Raw genomic sequence first — 16,144 nt, forward strand, 5'->3', positions numbered from 1 at the left:
ACAAAGAACGGTCAAACTGTGCAGGCTTGCTGCTAAGTTCGGTATATCTACTGTCATTACCTCATTATGCCCATTAAAAATGGGTGGACTCTCGCGATGACGCATAATTCAAGAGTTTTCGCATGAGGTTGGGTTGGTTGGCGGCATAGCCGCCAACCAACCCAACCTCAAAACTAACTATCTAAAAACCTTGTCATTGCGAATGCAGTGAAGCAATCTGTTCTTATGTAATTATTTTTCCACGGACACCAATGAAAAAAAGTGTATCAGAAACAAGCTTCGCATTCGCAATTCTGTTTCTAACACACTCTTTTCCGGTTAATTATTAAATATCGTTTTCGCCTTTTACGTAACCGAAATTGGCCAAAATACCACCATCAACATAAAGCACTTGACCGTTTACAAAGTCGGCTGCTTTCGATGCCAGAAACAAGGCAGCATTTCCCACATCTTCGGGTTCTCCCCAGCGGTTTGCCGGTGTACGCATCATCACCAAATCGTTAAACGGATGGCCGCCCTCGCGAATTGGCGCTGTTTGAGCTGTTGCAATATAGCCCGGACCAATACCGTTAATCTGCACATTGTATTTCGCCCATTCGCAACACATATTTGCTGTTAATAATTTCAAACCACCTTTTGCCGAGGCATATGCCGATACAGAGTTACGTCCGTAAACACTCATCATCGAGCACATGTTAATGATCTTACCGGCACGTTTTTCGATCATTTTTGGAGCAACACGTTTTGCCAAAATAAGTGGCGCCACCAAATCAATATCAATTACCTGTTTGTAATCGGCAACGAGCATATCCAAAATAGGAATACGCTTAATAATTCCGGCGTTGTTTACCAAAATATCAATATCGCCAACTTCTTCTTCAATTTGAGAAATCCCTTTATCAACCGCTTCCTCGTTGGTAACATCAAATTTTAAGGTGTATACATCAACACCTGCTTTGGCGTATTCGGCTTTGCATTCGGCAAGTTTCTCATCAGAAATGTCGTTTACACAAATTTTAGCACCGGCCTGACCAAGGGTTTTTCCAATGGCCATACCAATTCCGTGGGTACCACCTGTTATTAATGCTACCTTTCCACTAAGGCTGAATAATTCTTGTATCATTTCAATTTTTTTGTTGTTTGTTTTTGTGTACTATTTCAATTCGCGTGGCTGAATAACATCCATATCGGTATAATCGAGATTTTCGCCCGCCATTCCCCATATAAAAATGTAGTTTGATGTTCCGGCAGCCGAGTGAATCGACCACTCAGGAGAAATCACCGCTTGTTCGTTTTTCATCCAGATGTGACGCGTTTCCTGTGGCTCGCCCATAAAATGACAAACAGCTTGTTCTTCAGGAACTTCAAAATAAAAATAAACCTCATTACGACGCGTATGCTGATGTGCAGGCATGGTGTTCCAAACGCTACCTGGTTTCAACTCAGTCATCCCCATTTGCAGCTGGCAGGTGTCAACAACCGTGTTAATCATCAGCTGGTTAATATTCCGTTCGTTCGAAGTTTCCAGGCTTCCCATATGCAACACATTGGCATCGGCCAGTGTTACCTGTTTGGTTGGATATTCTTTGTGTGCCGGTGCCGAGTTAAAATAAAAGTGTGCCGGTTTGGCTGCATCGTCCGATTTAAAGATTACTTCCTTGCTACCACGGCCAATGTACAAAGCATCTTTATAGTTCATTTTGTATGCTGTACCATCAACCAAAATGGTGCCGATACCACCAACGTTCATTACACCCACTTCGCGGCGCTCGCAAAAGTATTCAGCTTTAAGCGGGTCGATGGTTTCCAGCAAAAGTTCTTCTTTTACGGGAACTGCACCACCAACGATGTAGCGCTCAATCGATGAGTAAACCATTCGAACGTTACCTGCTTCCATCAGGTTTTCCACCAAAAATTCTTTTCTTATCTTTTCTGTATCGTATTTCTTAAAATCCTCAGGATGATAAGCATACCGTCTCTCGTAAATTGTTGCCATAGTATTTATTTTTTAATTCTTAAACCATTTAATTGTACAAATGTAAGAAGAAAGAAACAGAAATGCAATCGATTGCATTGATTAAAAAATATTCTTAACTTTGTGGTAAATAAGACAACAAATGGCGCCAAAACCGGAAATTACAATACACGACATAGCCAAAAAGCTGAATATTTCGGCCTCTACAGTTTCGCGTGCTTTAAAAGACAATCCGTTGATTAGCGAAGCAACACGAAAAAAGATCAAAAAAGCGGCCATCGAAATGGGTTACCGCCCCAATGTTATGGCAGCCAATTTACGCACGCGGCGTACCAACACTATCGGTGTAATTGTTCCGCTGATTAACCGCCATTTTTTTTCGTCGGTAATTTCCGGCATTGAGGATGTGGCTTACAAACAGGGATTTGCCGTAACAATTTCGCAATCGAACGATAAGCTGGAAAAGGAAAGCACCATTGCGCACTCGCTGTTTTCGAACCGTGTTGACGGATTGATCCTGTCGATTGGTATGGAAACGCAGTCGTACGATCACCTGAAACTGTTTTCGGAAAGAAATATTCCGCTGGTGTTTTTCGACCGGATAGTTGAAGAAATTCCCGCGCATAAAATTGTTGTTGACGATTTTGGTGGCGCTTACCGGGCAACTCAGCACCTTATTGAGCAGGGTCGTAAAAAAGTGGCACATATCGGCGGACCTCTTAACCTGCAAATCTACGCGAAACGCGAAGCCGGTTACCGGAAGGCAATTAGCGATGCAGGACTGCAGATTAACGAAAACCAGATTTTGCATAACAGCCTTACCCGCCAAGACGGACTAAATGCCATTAAAAGTATTCTGAAAACAAAAGAACGACCCGATGCCATATTTTGCGCCAACGACACCACCGCATTAAGTGCTATTATTCATCTTAAAGAAAGAGGGATTAAAGTTCCGGAAGATATTGCAATTGTTGGTTTTAGCAACGAGCCGTTTAGCGAGCTGGTAACTCCTTCAATATCCACAATTAAACAGCCCGGATTTGAAATGGGGCAAAAAGCAGCCGAACTTTTAATTAAACAAATTGGCAGCAAAACAAAACCCAAAGCCTATGAAACGATAATGATGGAAACGGAACTGATCGTTCGAAATTCATCGCAACGAAAATAAACCACTATGCACTGGAAGTGCATAGGTTTAAGATTGAATGAAATTCAAAGAAGAATAATTGACAAAGCAGACATGAGTATTGAGTAATGAGTAGAGAGAAAAACTAAAATCAGTCTCAATACTCAAATCTCTGTACTCAAATCTACTTCCTTTTATAATGGAAATTTATAGAAACTAAAGTAGCTGCAATAAAATTGCAGGGTTTTAACCATTAACTAGAAAATAAAACATTCACATTCTTTTCTTCCAAATTCCTTAACCTGTACTCAGTAAAATCAACTCCACCGGCTACAATGCCTCACGCATAACACAATAATATTTAGCAGCGCTAAGTAAAACGGCCTGCAAAAACAAACTTTTCAACCCGCTTATTCAGCACTTATTATACACTAAAGCCCTCATTATCTGTGTAAATTTGAATAAAACAAATCCGTTTTGAAAATACGAGCCAACATAGGAAACCTGGGCATGCTCCTGTTCTTCAGTTTTAGCTATTTTAGTGTACATGGAGCATCCAATCTTATCAATAAAGAAGATGGATTGAATGTTCCTCCTGTGGCGCAAAACGATACCTTCTTTCTTGCTGCCCAATACAACCTAATATTCCACGGAGATGTACTGGTTAATGATTATGATCCGAATGGAGACAAAATTGAAATTCTGTTTGCTGCTTCTCCCAAAGAAGGAAGCCTGACAATGGACAAAGACGGGCACTTCAGGTTGGAGATACCAAATAAATGTGACGGAACAATTCGTTTCGACTATTACATTAAAGAACTTACTGAAAATGAATACAGTGCAGCGGCCAGAGTATTGATACAAATAATAGAAAACGCTGACCTTGATGATGTTCCGGATTACGCCGACCAGGATAACGACAACGACGGCCTTCCCGACTTTTTGGATGGTATTGGGCTGGATACCGACAATGATGGTATTCCGAACAATTTCGATATCGACAGCGATAACGACGGCATAACCGATAATATTGAGTGGCAACAGGAACATAACTATATTGCGCCTTCAGGTATTGATGCCAACAAAAATGGATGGGACGATGCCTACGACCCGGAAATGGGGGGCACGTACTACGAGCCAATGGACACCGACCGGGATGGGATACCCGACCTGACCGACACTGATTCGGATAACGACGGAAGAAGTGATTTATCGGAGGGATTCTATTCTAATACTGATGACAAAGCCGGAATACAATTGCTGCATTCCGACCAGGATAACGACGGGCTCGACAATCTTTTCGACCTGGTTATTAAAGGCTCGAACTGGCAAAACTCAACAGCCAGTAGTTCTTCTCCGGGCGATTCAAACCAAAACGGCATTCGCGATTGGCGCGACAACACCAGCCATATTTCGTCTCAAGAGGCTTTCATTTTCCCTAATCCGGTAGCTGAATCGTTCCAGTTTTTCCTTCCCGAACCGGAATTTGACCAGCAGTTAACCGTTCAAATTTATAATATAAAAGGTCAGCTAAGCAAAGTTTATACAACCACCTACAGCAACGATCGCATTCCGGTTCAGGAGCTAACAAACGGAACATACATTATTTCTGTTAATTCCGATAATTTTCAGCATTCACAACAAATTACTATTCAACACTGATTTCAAAAACATTTCCTCCAACTGTAACCCTTGTCATTTTTTGCAGTCACTGTTTACAGAACCAACAAAAATTTGGATTCGCATCGCTTATCGACTAAAAACGTCCATTGGTCGGATTTATAAAAACAGATTTATTTGATGTACTACTTTTGTTGGAGCTAAAAAACGATGTGGATGTTTGGCCAAACATCCAAAACAGAAAACAAATAGAAACAAAAGCCAAAAAATGATGAAAACAATCATGTTACTCCTTCTCCTTTCTGTTGGAGTTGTAGTTCAAGCACAGAACATTACCTTAAGCGGTTACCTCAGAGACGCCTCCAACGGAGAAGCACTGATTGGTGCTACGGTTTATGTTGAAGAACTGAAACAGGGTACCGCGTCAAATGCCTACGGATTTTACTCACTTACCATTCCCGAAGGAAGCTACACGCTTCAGATTTCGTTTATCGGTTACCAAACCATTAAACAGAAAATTGATGCCAAGGAAAGCCTGAACATTTCGCTTTCGTTACAGGAAAATACCGAAGTAATGGAAGAGATTATTGTAAGCGGCGAAGCTGCCAATGCCAATGTTGAACGTATTGAAATGGGAATGGAAAAACTTCCGGTGAAAACCATTCAGAAGCTTCCGGCATTTATGGGAGAAGTGGATATTATCCGCACCATTCAGCTGTTGCCCGGCATTCAAAGTGGCGGCGAAGCCAGCTCGGGATTATACGTTCGTGGCGGTGGCCCCGATGAAAACCTGATGATTTTGGACGAAGCGCCGGTTTACAATGCCTCGCACCTGATGGGTTTCTTTTCGGTGTTTAATTCAAATGCCATAAAAGATATTCAAGTTTACAAAAGCGGAATTCCGGCCGAATACGGCGGAAAAGCCTCTTCGGTAATCGATATCCGACAAAAAGACGGGAACTCCAAACAGTTTGGTTTCGATGGTGGAATTGGAAACCTGTCGAGCCGATTAACTTTGGAAGGCCCGATTATTAAAGACAAATGGAGTTTTCTGCTGGCCGGTCGCCGCACCTATTATGATATTTTGGGAAAAGCTGCCGGTTTGGATGAACTGGAAGACAACACCATGTATTTTTACGATTTAAACGGAAAATCGAATCTCGTCATCAACAACAATAACCGCATTTACCTTTCGGGGTATATGGGCGAAGATGTTTTTGAAATAGGCGAATCGATGTATATGCGTTGGGGAAATGCCACAGCAACGGCACGCTGGAACCACATTTTCGGCGATAAGATTTTTATGAATATCTCGGCCATTTTTTCTAACTACGATTACAAACTTGGAGTTCCGGGAGATAATGCCGATAATTTCGATTGGTCATCAAGGATAAAAGACTACAACGGAAAAGCAGATTTTACCTGGTTTATGAATCCACAAAACACGGTAAAATTTGGGCTGAACACCATCAGACATGAATTCCGCCCGGGTAAAATTACTACCAACGGCGATAACTCCATGTTTTCGGATATGGAACTGGCACACTACAATGCTATTGAAAGTGCGGTTTATCTTTCGAACGAACAGAAAATATCCGAACGATTTTCCATGCAATACGGCGTACGTTTAAGTCATTTTCAGCAGGTAGGCAAAGGAGAAGTGAATATTTACGCGGATCCGGAAAATCCTGATAAAAACGAAATTATTGAGACCATCAGCTACGGCAAAAAAGATAAAATTGGTGATGCATTCGTTCATCTGGAGCCCCGTTTAAGCATGAAATACACCCTCGACCGGAACAGCTCGGTAAAAGGATCGTACAACCGGATGGTGCAAAACCTGCACCTTATTTCGAACACGCAGTCGCCCACGCCACTCGACATTTGGCTGCCATCGAGTACTTACATAAAACCACTGAAAGTTGATCAGGTGTCGCTCGGCTATTTCCGAAATTTTCAGCAAAATATGTGGGAAACATCGGTTGAGGTTTATTACAAAGACATGCAAAATGTTCTGGACTACATTGAGGGAGCAGAACTGTTTCTGAACGATGCTATTGAAACCGAGTTGCTGCATGGTTCAGGCACTTCGAAAGGATTGGAGGCACTGGTTAAAAAATCGAAAGGAAAACTTACCGGTTGGGTGGGTTACACCTGGTCGAAAACCGAACGCGAAATTCCGGGTATCAACAACGGAAATCCATACCCGTCGTCGTACGACCGCACACACGATCTTTCGCTGGTATCGAGTTACCAGTTGTACGACCGCTGGAATTTTGCCGCCAACTTTGTTTATGCAACCGGAAATCCAACATCGTACCCGGTGGCCAAATACTATGTTCAGGGCAACCAGGTGTACGAATATTCGGCCCGCAACAGCAACCGCATTCCGGATTACAACCGCCTCGACCTGTCGTTTACCTACGACTTTAAAAAGAATGCAAACCGCCGTTTTAAACAATCGATAAACGTATCGGTTTACAATGTTTACGGACGACGAAATGCCTACTCAATTACTCCGGAAGCCAATGAAGACAATCCGAACCAAACGGAATTTATTCGTTTGTCGATTATCGGAGCTCCTATCCCATCAGTCACTTATAACTTCAAATTTTAATCGTCATGAAAACAGCACAAATAATAAAAGGAATTATCATTCTTCTGTTTGCCATAGTTGCATTCACCGCATGCGAAGATGTGGTTGAGGTGGAACTAAACGACGAAGATATTGACCTGATAGCCGTTGAAGCGTACATTAATACCAAGGCCGAAAACAACGTTTACGTAAAGCTTGAACGCACGCTTGCAGTAAATCAAACAGCACAAAACCCGGCAATCAGCAACGCCTTGGTTCAGTTAAGCGACAATGCGGCATCGCCAAATACGGTAACACTTGAAGAACAAGGTACCACCGGAATTTATGTATTGCCTGCCGGAACAAGTTATCCGGGTGTTACCGGCCGCACTTATACGCTAACAATTACCACTCCTGACGGCACAGTAATTACCGGGGAAGAGTATTTACAGAAAGTTGAAACGCTTGATACAGTAAAAGTGAATTTAAGCGACCGTGGCAATTACGATTACCTGGGAATCTTTATTAACTCGCAGGAAACTCCGGGTTTGGGCCATTATTACAAATGGGATATTTATATAAACGGAGCGTTTTTGAATGACGGTGAGGACCTGGCCTTTGCCAGCGATGAACTGGTGGATGGAAATTATATTTACGACATGTTAATCCTCCTCGACTGGGAGGACGAAGAAGAAGACAAAATACTTCATCCGGGAGATAGCGTTGTGGTGGAGCAACTCTCCATTTCGGAAGCTGCATACGAATTTTACTGGGGATTAAGCGACCAAGCCTGGGCCGGAAGCCCATTTAGTGTGCCGCCGGCAAATGTACCCGGCAACCTGATTTCCAACAACGGAAAGCGTATTCTGGGGCTGTTCTCGGCACGCGATGTTTCGGTTGGAAATACAGTAATCATCGATGACTCAAATTTTACACCTTTGGTATCGAGTATTCCCGGAATTTAACTACCATTGGCATAATAAAACTTTGAATTAAAAATTTCCGAAGAAAAAACGAAGCTTGCTTTATGAAACGAACATGAAATTGGCAAGCTTCGTTTTTCATGTCGGTATTAATTGCTACTTTTCGTTAGTTTTGCAGTTTTAGCGGAATGAAAAAGAACATTGAAAAAATAACGGGCTATTTAAAAATTGAGCAACTTAAAAACGACAAGCGCGTAATCGTTTATCTGATTTGCGTGCTTATTGCCACAGTGCTTTGGTTTTTAAATGCTTTGGAAAAGGATTACTCTACAACTATTGCTTACCCGGTTCGGTATGTAAGTCCGCCAAACCACCAGTTTTTAGCGAACAAACCTCCCGAAAAACTCGATTTGAAAGTTGATGCACACGGCTTTACACTTTTGCGCCATAAACTCAATTTTTCCTATTCGCCTATAATTTTAAACCTGACGAATATTACGCAAAACCTGGAATCGGACAATGGTACCTATCTGGTGCCAACAAATACCTTAAACCGACGAATTTCGAGCCAGATAAGCAGCGAAATCAGCTTGCAACAGGTAAATCCTGATATCATACGAATAGTTCTCGACAGTTTAAAAACTAAAACAGTTCCGGTAAAAGCCAATGTTTCAATCAACTTTAAATCGCAGTTTAATTTAAAAAATCAGGTGCAGGTAAAACCGTCACAAGTTAAGATTACCGGTCCGGCGTCGGTTGTCGATACCGTTCATTTTCTTTCAACTACAAAAAAATCGTTTGAAGAAGTGGATAAAACGATTACCCGCAACATAAAACTCATACATCCTGAAACAACCACGGTTGTTCCGGCAGAAGTGTTGCTACAAATTGAGGTGGAAAAACATACCGAGAAACAGGTTCGCCTTCCCATACAGGTTATTAATAAACCGGCCGATGTGCGGATTAAACTTTTCCCATCGGAACTTACGCTTAACTGCATTGTAGGTTTGAGCGAATTCGACAATATTTCGGAAGCCGATTTTCGGGCGGTGGTTGATTATGCATCGATGAGTAACAGCGAAAGCCGTCTGAAGGTGAAAATAACCGATAAACCATCGTTTGTTGAGATCTCGCGCTACTCTCCCGAATCGGTAGAATACCTCATTGAAACGTATTAAAAATGGCTTTAAAAATTGGAATTACAGGTGGAATTGGAAGTGGAAAATCGGTAATTTGCCAGGTTTTCAAACTTCTGGGAGCGCCTGTTTTTGAAGCCGACGTTTGGGCAAAGAAACTGATGAACTCGCACCCTGAAATTAAAACCGGACTTATTGACTGGTATGGCTCCGACATTTATTCACCAAACGGCACAATTGACCGAAAAAAGCTGGCTGGCATCATTTTTACAGATAGCACAGCGATGCAGAAAGTAAACGGTTTAATTCATCCCGTGGTGCGGCAGGAATTTATTATTTGGGCGGATAAACAAAACAGTTCATACGTCGTTCACGAAGCGGCTATTCTTTTCGAAAGCGGTTTCTATAAAATGATGGATCATACGATTTTGGTAACTGCCCCCGAAAAGATGCGGATCGACCGCGTAACGAAACGCGATGGTTCAACAATGGAAGCCGTTAAAGAACGGATGGGCAAACAATGGGGAGATGAGCAAAAACGCGAACTCGCTTCGTTAGAAATTAAAAATGACAACAAAACATTATTGATTCCTCAGATCATTGAAATCGATAAGAAATTAAAAGAATATGGCAAAATTTGGTAAATGGATAGGAGCCGGACTAGGTGCTTTTGCCGGCGGTCCTATCGGCGCAATTATAGGTTTTACAATAGGTTCGATGTTCGATGGTGGACAGGAAGCCGTAAAACGCGGAACACGAACGGGATACTCCGGCAGAACAACCACGGGCGGCTATGTAATGAGCCTTTTGGTTTTGGTTGCTGCCATAATGAAAGCCGATGGCAAAGTGCTGAAATCGGAGCTCGACTATGTAAAGAGATTTATGGTGCACAACTTTGGCGAAGACTCGGCACAGGAGGCTATAAAAATGTTGCGCGACCTGCTGCAACAAACCATTCCGGTTAACGAAGTTTGCCAGCAGATTAAAGTAAATATGAATTATTCGGCACGTCTGCAGCTGGTGCATTTTTTGTTTGGAATTGCCCAGGCCGATGGGCAGGTTGATGTGCAAGAGCAAAAGCTGATTACCCACATCTGCAACCAAATGGGCATTGGAAATAACGATTTTGAATCGATTCAGGCCATGTTTGTGCCCAACACCGATGGCGATTACAAAATACTTGAAATCGAACGCTCGGCCAGCAACGACGATGTGAAAAAGGCCTACCGCCGTATGGCCATGAAATACCACCCTGATAAAGTAAGCACTCTGGGCGACGAAGTTCAGAATGCGGCAAAAGAGAAATTCCAGAAAGTAAATCAGGCCTACGAAAACATTAAAAAGGAACGAAAGATAGCGTAATCAGTTGACAGTCTCAGTTAGCAGTTTTCATTGTCATCTCGAAGGAAGCATGACTGAGAGATCTGTTACTTTGCAGCTACCGGAAACAGATTTCTCACTTCGTTCGAAATGACAAAACAATGAAAATCATCTCAACAAATATTGCAGAAGCCCGGATAATTAACTGGAAGGGAAAAGAAGTCCCAACCGGGTTGTACAAATTTGGCGTTGACAAGGGGATTTTTCTCGGCAAAGAAGATGTGAAACACGACAACGTGATGGACCGCAGATACCATGGCGGCGTTGATAAAGCCTGTTACCTCTATTCTGCGGATCATTACCAGTACTGGCAAGATCTTTATCCTCACCTGGAAATGCCTTGGGGAATGTTTGGCGAAAACCTTACAGTGAAAGGCCTGCACGAGAAGGAAACGAATATTGGCGACACCTATAAAATTGGAGAAGCGGTGGTGCAGGTTACTCAACCACGCCAGCCCTGTTTTAAATTGCAATTCCGGTTTAACAACAACAATATTGTGCGCCAGTTTATCGACTCCGGTTTATCGGGCGTTTATGTCAGAGTTTTGCAAAAAGGGCACGTAAATCCCGGCGACAATATGCAGCTAATCGAAAGAAAACAATCGCTGTCAATCCACGAAGTTTACACCCTGCTTTATGCCGGCGAATTCGATGAAAAAGTAAAAAAAGCAGTAAACGATCCGCTAATTGCCGAAAGCTGCAAACGTGATTTAATAAAACGCTGGGGCGATTATTTGTAAGCCGTTAGGCTCCAAAACATTGCAAATAGAACCATTTTAAATAGCAACATATCTAAAGATTTACAGGTTACCTTTCTCCTTTTTTCCGAATATATAAGTGGACAAGGAAGGAAGTGCAAACCTCTTTCAACCATTAAATCAGAAGTGCAATATTAAATTGCGAAAGACATTAAGGAGGCTTTGAAGATGGCCTCCTTTCTTTTTAAAAAGGCGTTTCCACCTGAAATTTCAATAAAACAAATAGCTAAAAAAGAACAACCCGTTTCAAATTAAGTCTTGAAACGGGTTGTTAGCTATAAAATTAATACAGCTTTCTGTAATTCTTTTTTATGACTGGTGAGATTACTGAAACTACATTCTTTCAGGCATTTCAACTCCCAGCAAGCCCATACCAGTTTGCACCACCTGCCCCACTGCTGATGCCAGCACCAGGCGGAAGTTTTTCACACTTTCGTTAGCTTCTCCAAGGATTGAATGATCGTGATAAAACTGGTTGAATTCTTTTACCAACTCGTAGCAGTAGTTGGCAATAATCGCCGGGCTGTAGTTGTCGCCCGCTTCCTCAACTGCTGCAGGAAACAACGAAATACGTTTCACCAAATCCTTTTCTTTTGATGAAAGTGATTCAACTGCTACATTTTCGTCGATCGTAATATTTTGATCGGCAGCTTTCCGCAACACCGATTTAATACGTGCATAGGTATATTGAATAAATGGCCCGGTATTTCCGTTAAAATCGATCGATTCTTCCGGGTTGAACATCATGTTCTTCCTTGGATCCACTTTCAAAATAAAATATTTCAGCGCTCCAAGAGCAATCATTTTAAAGGTATTCTCGGCATCGTCTCCGGTTAATGAGTCAAGTTTTCCTAACTCGGCCGACATTTCGCGAGCCACTTCAACCATGTTATCCACCAAATCATCGGCATCAACAACGGTTCCTTCGCGCGATTTCATTTTTCCCGATGGCAATTCAACCATTCCGTACGAGAAGTGGTACAAATCTTTTCCCCAGCTAAATCCAAGTTTATCCAGCAAAATAGCCAACACCTGGAAATGGTAATTTTGCTCGTTACCCACCACATAAACCATTTTATCGATCGAATAATCGTTAAAACGCATTTTAGCCGTACCAATGTCCTGGGTCATATAAACCGAGGTGCCATCGCTGCGCAGCAATATTTTTTGGTCTAATCCTTCACCCGTAAGATCGGCCCAAACCGAGTTGTCCTCGCGTCGTGTAAAAGTGCCTTCTTCCAACCCTCTCAACACTTCTTCTTTACCAATAAGGTACGTGTCCGATTCGTAATAAATCTTATCGAAACCAACTCCAAGCGTTTTATAGGTTACATCAAAACCTGCATATACCCAGTTGTTCATCATCTTCCAAAGCTCAACTGTTTCCTCGTCTTTTGCTTCCCACTTTCTTAACAACTCGCGGGCTGCAATAATTGATGGTGCCTGGTTCTCGGCTTCTTCTTTTGAAATACCTTTTTCAACCAGTTCAGCTATTTCTGCTTTGTAATGTTTGTCAAATTCAACGTAGTATTTTCCAACCAGGTGGTCGCCTTTCATTCCGGTACTTTCAGGCGTTTCTCCGTTGCCCCATTGTTTCCAGGCATACATCGATTTACAGATGTGGATACCACGGTCGTTTACAATGTTGGTCATTACCACTTTTTTACCATTGGCCTTCAAAATCTCTGAGATCGAAAATCCCAATAAGTTGTTTCTGATGTGCCCCAAGTGAAGTGGTTTATTGGTATTTGGCGACGAGTATTCAACCATTACCAGCTCGCTATCGTCGGCTACCGGTTTTAAGCCAAATTCTGAATTGGTGAAACTGCTTTTTAGAACATCGAGCCAATAGCTCTGGCTGATCTCCAGATTCAAAAAGCCTTTAATAACGTTGAAGTTTTCAACTGTTTCAACATTTTCAACCAGATATTTTCCAAGATCTTCGGCAGTTTGCTCCGGCCCCTTTTTTGAGTATCGCAAAAAAGGAAATACCACAACGGTAATATCGCCGTCGAAATCCTTTCGGGTATTTTGTACCTGTACCTGGTTTTCCGGTAAATCTGCGCCGTATAAAGACTTCATTGCTTCAACGGTTCTTTTCTGAATCAAACTTTCGATACTCATAATTAAGCTTATTTTTTTGAGACCGCAAATATAACACATTACAGCCATAAACGAGAAAAGCCCTGCCAAATGACAGAGCTTTTCGAAAATATTTAATTAAAGCTTACTTGCGAATTTTTGCTACTTCAAATTCTGCTCTACGGTTTTTACGTTTGTTGTCTAATGTTGTATTAGGAACAGCCGGTTTAGTTTCACCATAGTTATTAGAACCTACATAAGCGTTGTTCACACCTTTTTGCAATAAGTACTTAACAACAGCCTGAGCACGTCTTTCTGACAATCCCATGTTGTATGATTCAGTACCAATATTATCAGTGTGACCACCAATTACGATATCGTATTCTTTAGCAGCATTCAACTGGTCAGCTAATTTGTCCAATTCAACTTTTGCTTCTGGTCTCAGTGTTGACTTGTCGAAATCGAAGTAGATAGTTGGAATTGAAATTTCACTCCAATCCGGGCAACCATTGTTGCTTGCAGGACCTACTTGTGAAGGACAATCATCTTCGCAGTCAATTACACCGTCGCCATCTGAATCAAGCGGACAACCGTCAGCGTCAACAGGACATCCTTTTGGTGTATCAGGACACTTGTCTTTTGGATCTGGAACGCCGTCGCCGTCGGTATCAGGACAGCCATTGAATTTAGCTAATCCAGGAGTATCAGGACAGTCGTCGTCTTTATCAGCAACTCCGTCGCCATCTTTGTCAGGACAGCCATTTAACGATGCAGGTCCAGCTTCTGTAGGACAGTCATCTTTGTAATCAGGAACGCCGTCGCCATCTGTATCGATCGGACAACCTTTTTCATCAACCTGTACTCCGGCAGGAGTACCAGGACATTCGTCTTTACGATCACTTACACCGTCACCGTCTTCATCTTTGGCTTTACCCAATGCGAATTCAAGTACACTGGTAACTTGAAAATGTTCGTCAGTCCATCCGTAAGCATTGTTTGGATCATCTGAATGGTATCCTTTAATGCTGTTCACATAAGATCCTGAAACGAAAAGTGAAGTTTTTTCACCAACAGGGAATTTTAATCCTGCACCATAATCGAATGTAAAATCACTTTCATCATTATCCCACATATAACCAGGACCACCAAAGAGGTATGGCTGAATAGCCATATCGTCATTGTAAAGTTTTATACGCAGGTTTAATAATGATGCAACTACATCAGTTCCGGCATCATTGAACGACCACCTGTTGTCGAGCATTAAATCGAACCTTGGAGACAGGTATCGGCTAACATAGAAATCAGCTAAAATTCCCGTAGCTTCGGTTTCAATGTTATATTCCAATCCAGGGCCAACGCCAATGCCCCATTTGTTGTCTGCATTTTGTGCAATGGTATAACCAAGGGACAAAACTAATGCAAATAAGAAAAGAGTAATTTTTTTCATAGTTTTGAAATTATTTTTTTTGTTGTTTGTTGAATTCTACGGGCAATTTAGAAATTAATTCGCAGGTATCAAAAAAAGTTAGCCGTCTTAATTTCATGCTTTAGAATATTTTTTCACAAATTTAAATATTTAAGTTCAATTAATTCAAAATATTATACATTTTGTTCTCAATAATCGATATCGAAACTACCGGCCAAAGTTATAAAAACGGTAAAATTACCGAAATTGCTATATATCAACACAACGGGCAAGAGGTGACCGACTCTTTTTCGACCCTTATTAATCCGGAGATGGACATCCCTTTTTTTATTACCGAGTTAACCGGAATTAATAATGAAATGGTAAGAACTGCTCCTAAATTTTATCAGGTGGCCAAAAAAATTATTGAAATGACAATGGGACGAACTTTTGTTGCCCATAATGCCAGTTTCGATTATAAATTTATAAAGGAAGAATATGCGCGCCTTGGATACAATTATCACCGGAAAACAATGTGTACAGTAAAACTATCGCGAAAACTGCTTCCCGGACATCCGTCGTATTCGTTAGGGAAGCTTTGTGCCGATTTAGGAATTGAGATTAATGGCAGGCACCGCGCTGCAGGCGATGCACTGGCCACTGCAAAACTTTTTGATATTCTTGTTGACCGAAACGACTCGCTGGGAAATCCCAAAGCCGTTAACAATTACAAATTGTTTTAATCGGCTTTTTCTTCTTTTGTTTCGTCCTCTTCAGGTTCTGAAAAGTCAAGCATGTCCTTTTCCTGCAAAGCATTGTACCACTGAAGTACTTTTTTAATGTCGGAAACATATACACGATCCTGATCAAAATCGGGCAGTACTTTCTCGAAATAAGTCTTCAATTCATTACCTGACGATTTGTGCGAAATGGCCGCTCCACCATCCTCTGCATCGGAAATGGCTTTGAAAACATCTTTTAACGGCACATCACTTTCGTACGTGTAAATGGCTATATCTTCCAATGCCGATACTTTGGCAGTTGAATAAACCGGAATGCGCTTTTGCGTGTCTAACGATTCAACAATAATGCTGTTTTTACTTTCGGCAACCATTTTGAACAGTCCCGAATGTCCTGAAATTGCTAATATACCTTTTAACATGA

Annotated in this window: 14 protein-coding genes; 9 read left to right on the plus strand and 5 right to left on the minus strand. The window is 41.7% G+C overall.

The window, feature by feature from the left end:
• Nucleotides 1–325 precede the first annotated feature (325 nt).
• Together BMW53_RS18450 and kduI are read right to left on the minus strand one after the other, a co-directional pair.
• On the minus strand, nucleotides 326–1,123 hold the full coding sequence (locus BMW53_RS18450; protein WP_038554862.1) for a gluconate 5-dehydrogenase: 798 nt from the start codon (nucleotides 1,121–1,123) through the stop codon (nucleotides 326–328).
• A 30-nt stretch (nucleotides 1,124–1,153) separates the two neighbouring features.
• Entirely contained in the window at nucleotides 1,154–1,996 is an 843-nt protein-coding gene (kduI, locus tag BMW53_RS18455) for a 5-dehydro-4-deoxy-D-glucuronate isomerase (RefSeq protein WP_038554867.1), read from the minus strand.
• 121 nt (nucleotides 1,997–2,117) lie between these two features.
• On the opposite strand from kduI, the gene BMW53_RS18460 reads away from it, so the two are divergent.
• The 8 genes from BMW53_RS18460 to BMW53_RS18495 all read left to right on the plus strand — a co-directional run bounded on the left by BMW53_RS18460 (nucleotide 2,118) and on the right by BMW53_RS18495 (nucleotide 11,475).
• The gene (locus BMW53_RS18460) at nucleotides 2,118–3,143 is read left to right on the plus strand and encodes a LacI family DNA-binding transcriptional regulator (RefSeq protein ID WP_038554870.1); all 1,026 of its coding nucleotides are present in this window, start codon (nucleotides 2,118–2,120) and stop codon (nucleotides 3,141–3,143) included.
• Nucleotides 3,144–3,578: 435 nt separating this feature from the next.
• The gene (locus BMW53_RS18465; RefSeq protein ID WP_038554872.1) at nucleotides 3,579–4,763 is read left to right on the plus strand and encodes a T9SS type A sorting domain-containing protein; all 1,185 of its coding nucleotides are present in this window, start codon (nucleotides 3,579–3,581) and stop codon (nucleotides 4,761–4,763) included.
• Between the two features lie 226 nt (nucleotides 4,764–4,989).
• The gene (locus BMW53_RS18470) at nucleotides 4,990–7,338 is read left to right on the plus strand and encodes a TonB-dependent receptor (protein WP_038563589.1); all 2,349 of its coding nucleotides are present in this window, start codon (nucleotides 4,990–4,992) and stop codon (nucleotides 7,336–7,338) included.
• A gap of 5 nt (nucleotides 7,339–7,343) precedes the next feature.
• Nucleotides 7,344–8,261 (plus strand): DUF4249 domain-containing protein, encoded by a 918-nt coding sequence (locus tag BMW53_RS18475; RefSeq protein WP_038554875.1) that lies wholly within the window; start codon nucleotides 7,344–7,346, stop codon nucleotides 8,259–8,261.
• A 146-nt stretch (nucleotides 8,262–8,407) separates the two neighbouring features.
• Nucleotides 8,408–9,397: a CdaR family protein gene (locus BMW53_RS18480; protein ID WP_038554878.1), complete on the plus strand. Its 990-nt coding sequence runs from the start codon at nucleotides 8,408–8,410 to the stop codon at nucleotides 9,395–9,397.
• A gap of 2 nt (nucleotides 9,398–9,399) precedes the next feature.
• Complete coding sequence (coaE, locus tag BMW53_RS18485; RefSeq protein WP_038554881.1) at nucleotides 9,400–9,999, plus strand: dephospho-CoA kinase; 600 nt, start codon at nucleotides 9,400–9,402, stop codon at nucleotides 9,997–9,999.
• Nucleotides 9,983–10,717, plus strand: coding sequence for a TerB family tellurite resistance protein (locus BMW53_RS18490; RefSeq protein WP_038554895.1), 735 nt, complete (start codon nucleotides 9,983–9,985; stop codon nucleotides 10,715–10,717). The genes coaE and BMW53_RS18490 overlap by 17 nt, the downstream gene beginning before the upstream one ends.
• A 119-nt stretch (nucleotides 10,718–10,836) precedes the next feature.
• Entirely contained in the window at nucleotides 10,837–11,475 is a 639-nt protein-coding gene (locus BMW53_RS18495; protein ID WP_038554898.1) for an MOSC domain-containing protein, read from the plus strand.
• A 351-nt stretch (nucleotides 11,476–11,826) separates the two neighbouring features.
• Here BMW53_RS18495 and argS read toward each other — a convergent pair whose 3' ends face one another.
• The gene (gene argS, locus BMW53_RS18500; RefSeq protein ID WP_038554901.1) at nucleotides 11,827–13,617 is read right to left on the minus strand and encodes an arginine--tRNA ligase; all 1,791 of its coding nucleotides are present in this window, start codon (nucleotides 13,615–13,617) and stop codon (nucleotides 11,827–11,829) included.
• A 103-nt stretch (nucleotides 13,618–13,720) separates the two neighbouring features.
• Nucleotides 13,721–15,022 carry an OmpA family protein gene (locus BMW53_RS18505; protein WP_051567531.1) on the minus strand — a complete coding sequence of 434 codons (1,302 nt, stop codon included), beginning with the start codon at nucleotides 15,020–15,022 and terminating at the stop codon, nucleotides 13,721–13,723.
• A 161-nt stretch (nucleotides 15,023–15,183) separates the two neighbouring features.
• On the opposite strand from BMW53_RS18505, the gene BMW53_RS18510 reads away from it, so the two are divergent.
• Nucleotides 15,184–15,723, plus strand: coding sequence for a 3'-5' exonuclease (locus tag BMW53_RS18510; protein WP_051567532.1), 540 nt, complete (start codon nucleotides 15,184–15,186; stop codon nucleotides 15,721–15,723).
• Here the strand turns inward: BMW53_RS18510 and BMW53_RS18515 are convergent.
• On the minus strand, nucleotides 15,720–16,142 hold the full coding sequence (locus tag BMW53_RS18515; protein WP_038554904.1) for a DUF5606 family protein: 423 nt from the start codon (nucleotides 16,140–16,142) through the stop codon (nucleotides 15,720–15,722). The two genes, BMW53_RS18510 and BMW53_RS18515, sit on opposite strands and share 4 nt — an antisense overlap.
• Nucleotides 16,143–16,144 lie beyond the last annotated feature (2 nt).

The sequence above is a fragment of the Draconibacterium orientale genome (genome assembly GCF_900111425.1).
GTDB classification, from domain to species: Bacteria; Bacteroidota; Bacteroidia; order Bacteroidales; family Prolixibacteraceae; genus Draconibacterium; species Draconibacterium orientale.

Excerpts from the sequence above, each read along its gene's own strand:
- BMW53_RS18495 (WP_038554898.1), top strand. The coding sequence starts at position 10,837 with ATGAAAATCATCTCAACAAATATTGCAGAAGCCCGGATAATTAACTGG.
- BMW53_RS18460 (WP_038554870.1), top strand. The coding sequence starts at position 2,118 with ATGGCGCCAAAACCGGAAATTACAATACACGACATAGCCAAAAAGCTG.
- coaE (WP_038554881.1), top strand. The coding sequence starts at position 9,400 with ATGGCTTTAAAAATTGGAATTACAGGTGGAATTGGAAGTGGAAAATCG.
- kduI (WP_038554867.1), bottom strand. The coding sequence starts at position 1,996 with ATGGCAACAATTTACGAGAGACGGTATGCTTATCATCCTGAGGATTTT.
- argS (WP_038554901.1), bottom strand. The coding sequence starts at position 13,617 with ATGAGTATCGAAAGTTTGATTCAGAAAAGAACCGTTGAAGCAATGAAG.
- BMW53_RS18480 (WP_038554878.1), top strand. The coding sequence starts at position 8,408 with ATGAAAAAGAACATTGAAAAAATAACGGGCTATTTAAAAATTGAGCAA.
- BMW53_RS18490 (WP_038554895.1), top strand. The coding sequence starts at position 9,983 with ATGGCAAAATTTGGTAAATGGATAGGAGCCGGACTAGGTGCTTTTGCC.
- BMW53_RS18515 (WP_038554904.1), bottom strand. The coding sequence starts at position 16,142 with ATGTTAAAAGGTATATTAGCAATTTCAGGACATTCGGGACTGTTCAAA.
- BMW53_RS18505 (WP_051567531.1), bottom strand. The coding sequence starts at position 15,022 with ATGAAAAAAATTACTCTTTTCTTATTTGCATTAGTTTTGTCCCTTGGT.
- BMW53_RS18450 (WP_038554862.1), bottom strand. The coding sequence starts at position 1,123 with ATGATACAAGAATTATTCAGCCTTAGTGGAAAGGTAGCATTAATAACA.
- BMW53_RS18475 (WP_038554875.1), top strand. The coding sequence starts at position 7,344 with ATGAAAACAGCACAAATAATAAAAGGAATTATCATTCTTCTGTTTGCC.
- BMW53_RS18470 (WP_038563589.1), top strand. The coding sequence starts at position 4,990 with ATGATGAAAACAATCATGTTACTCCTTCTCCTTTCTGTTGGAGTTGTA.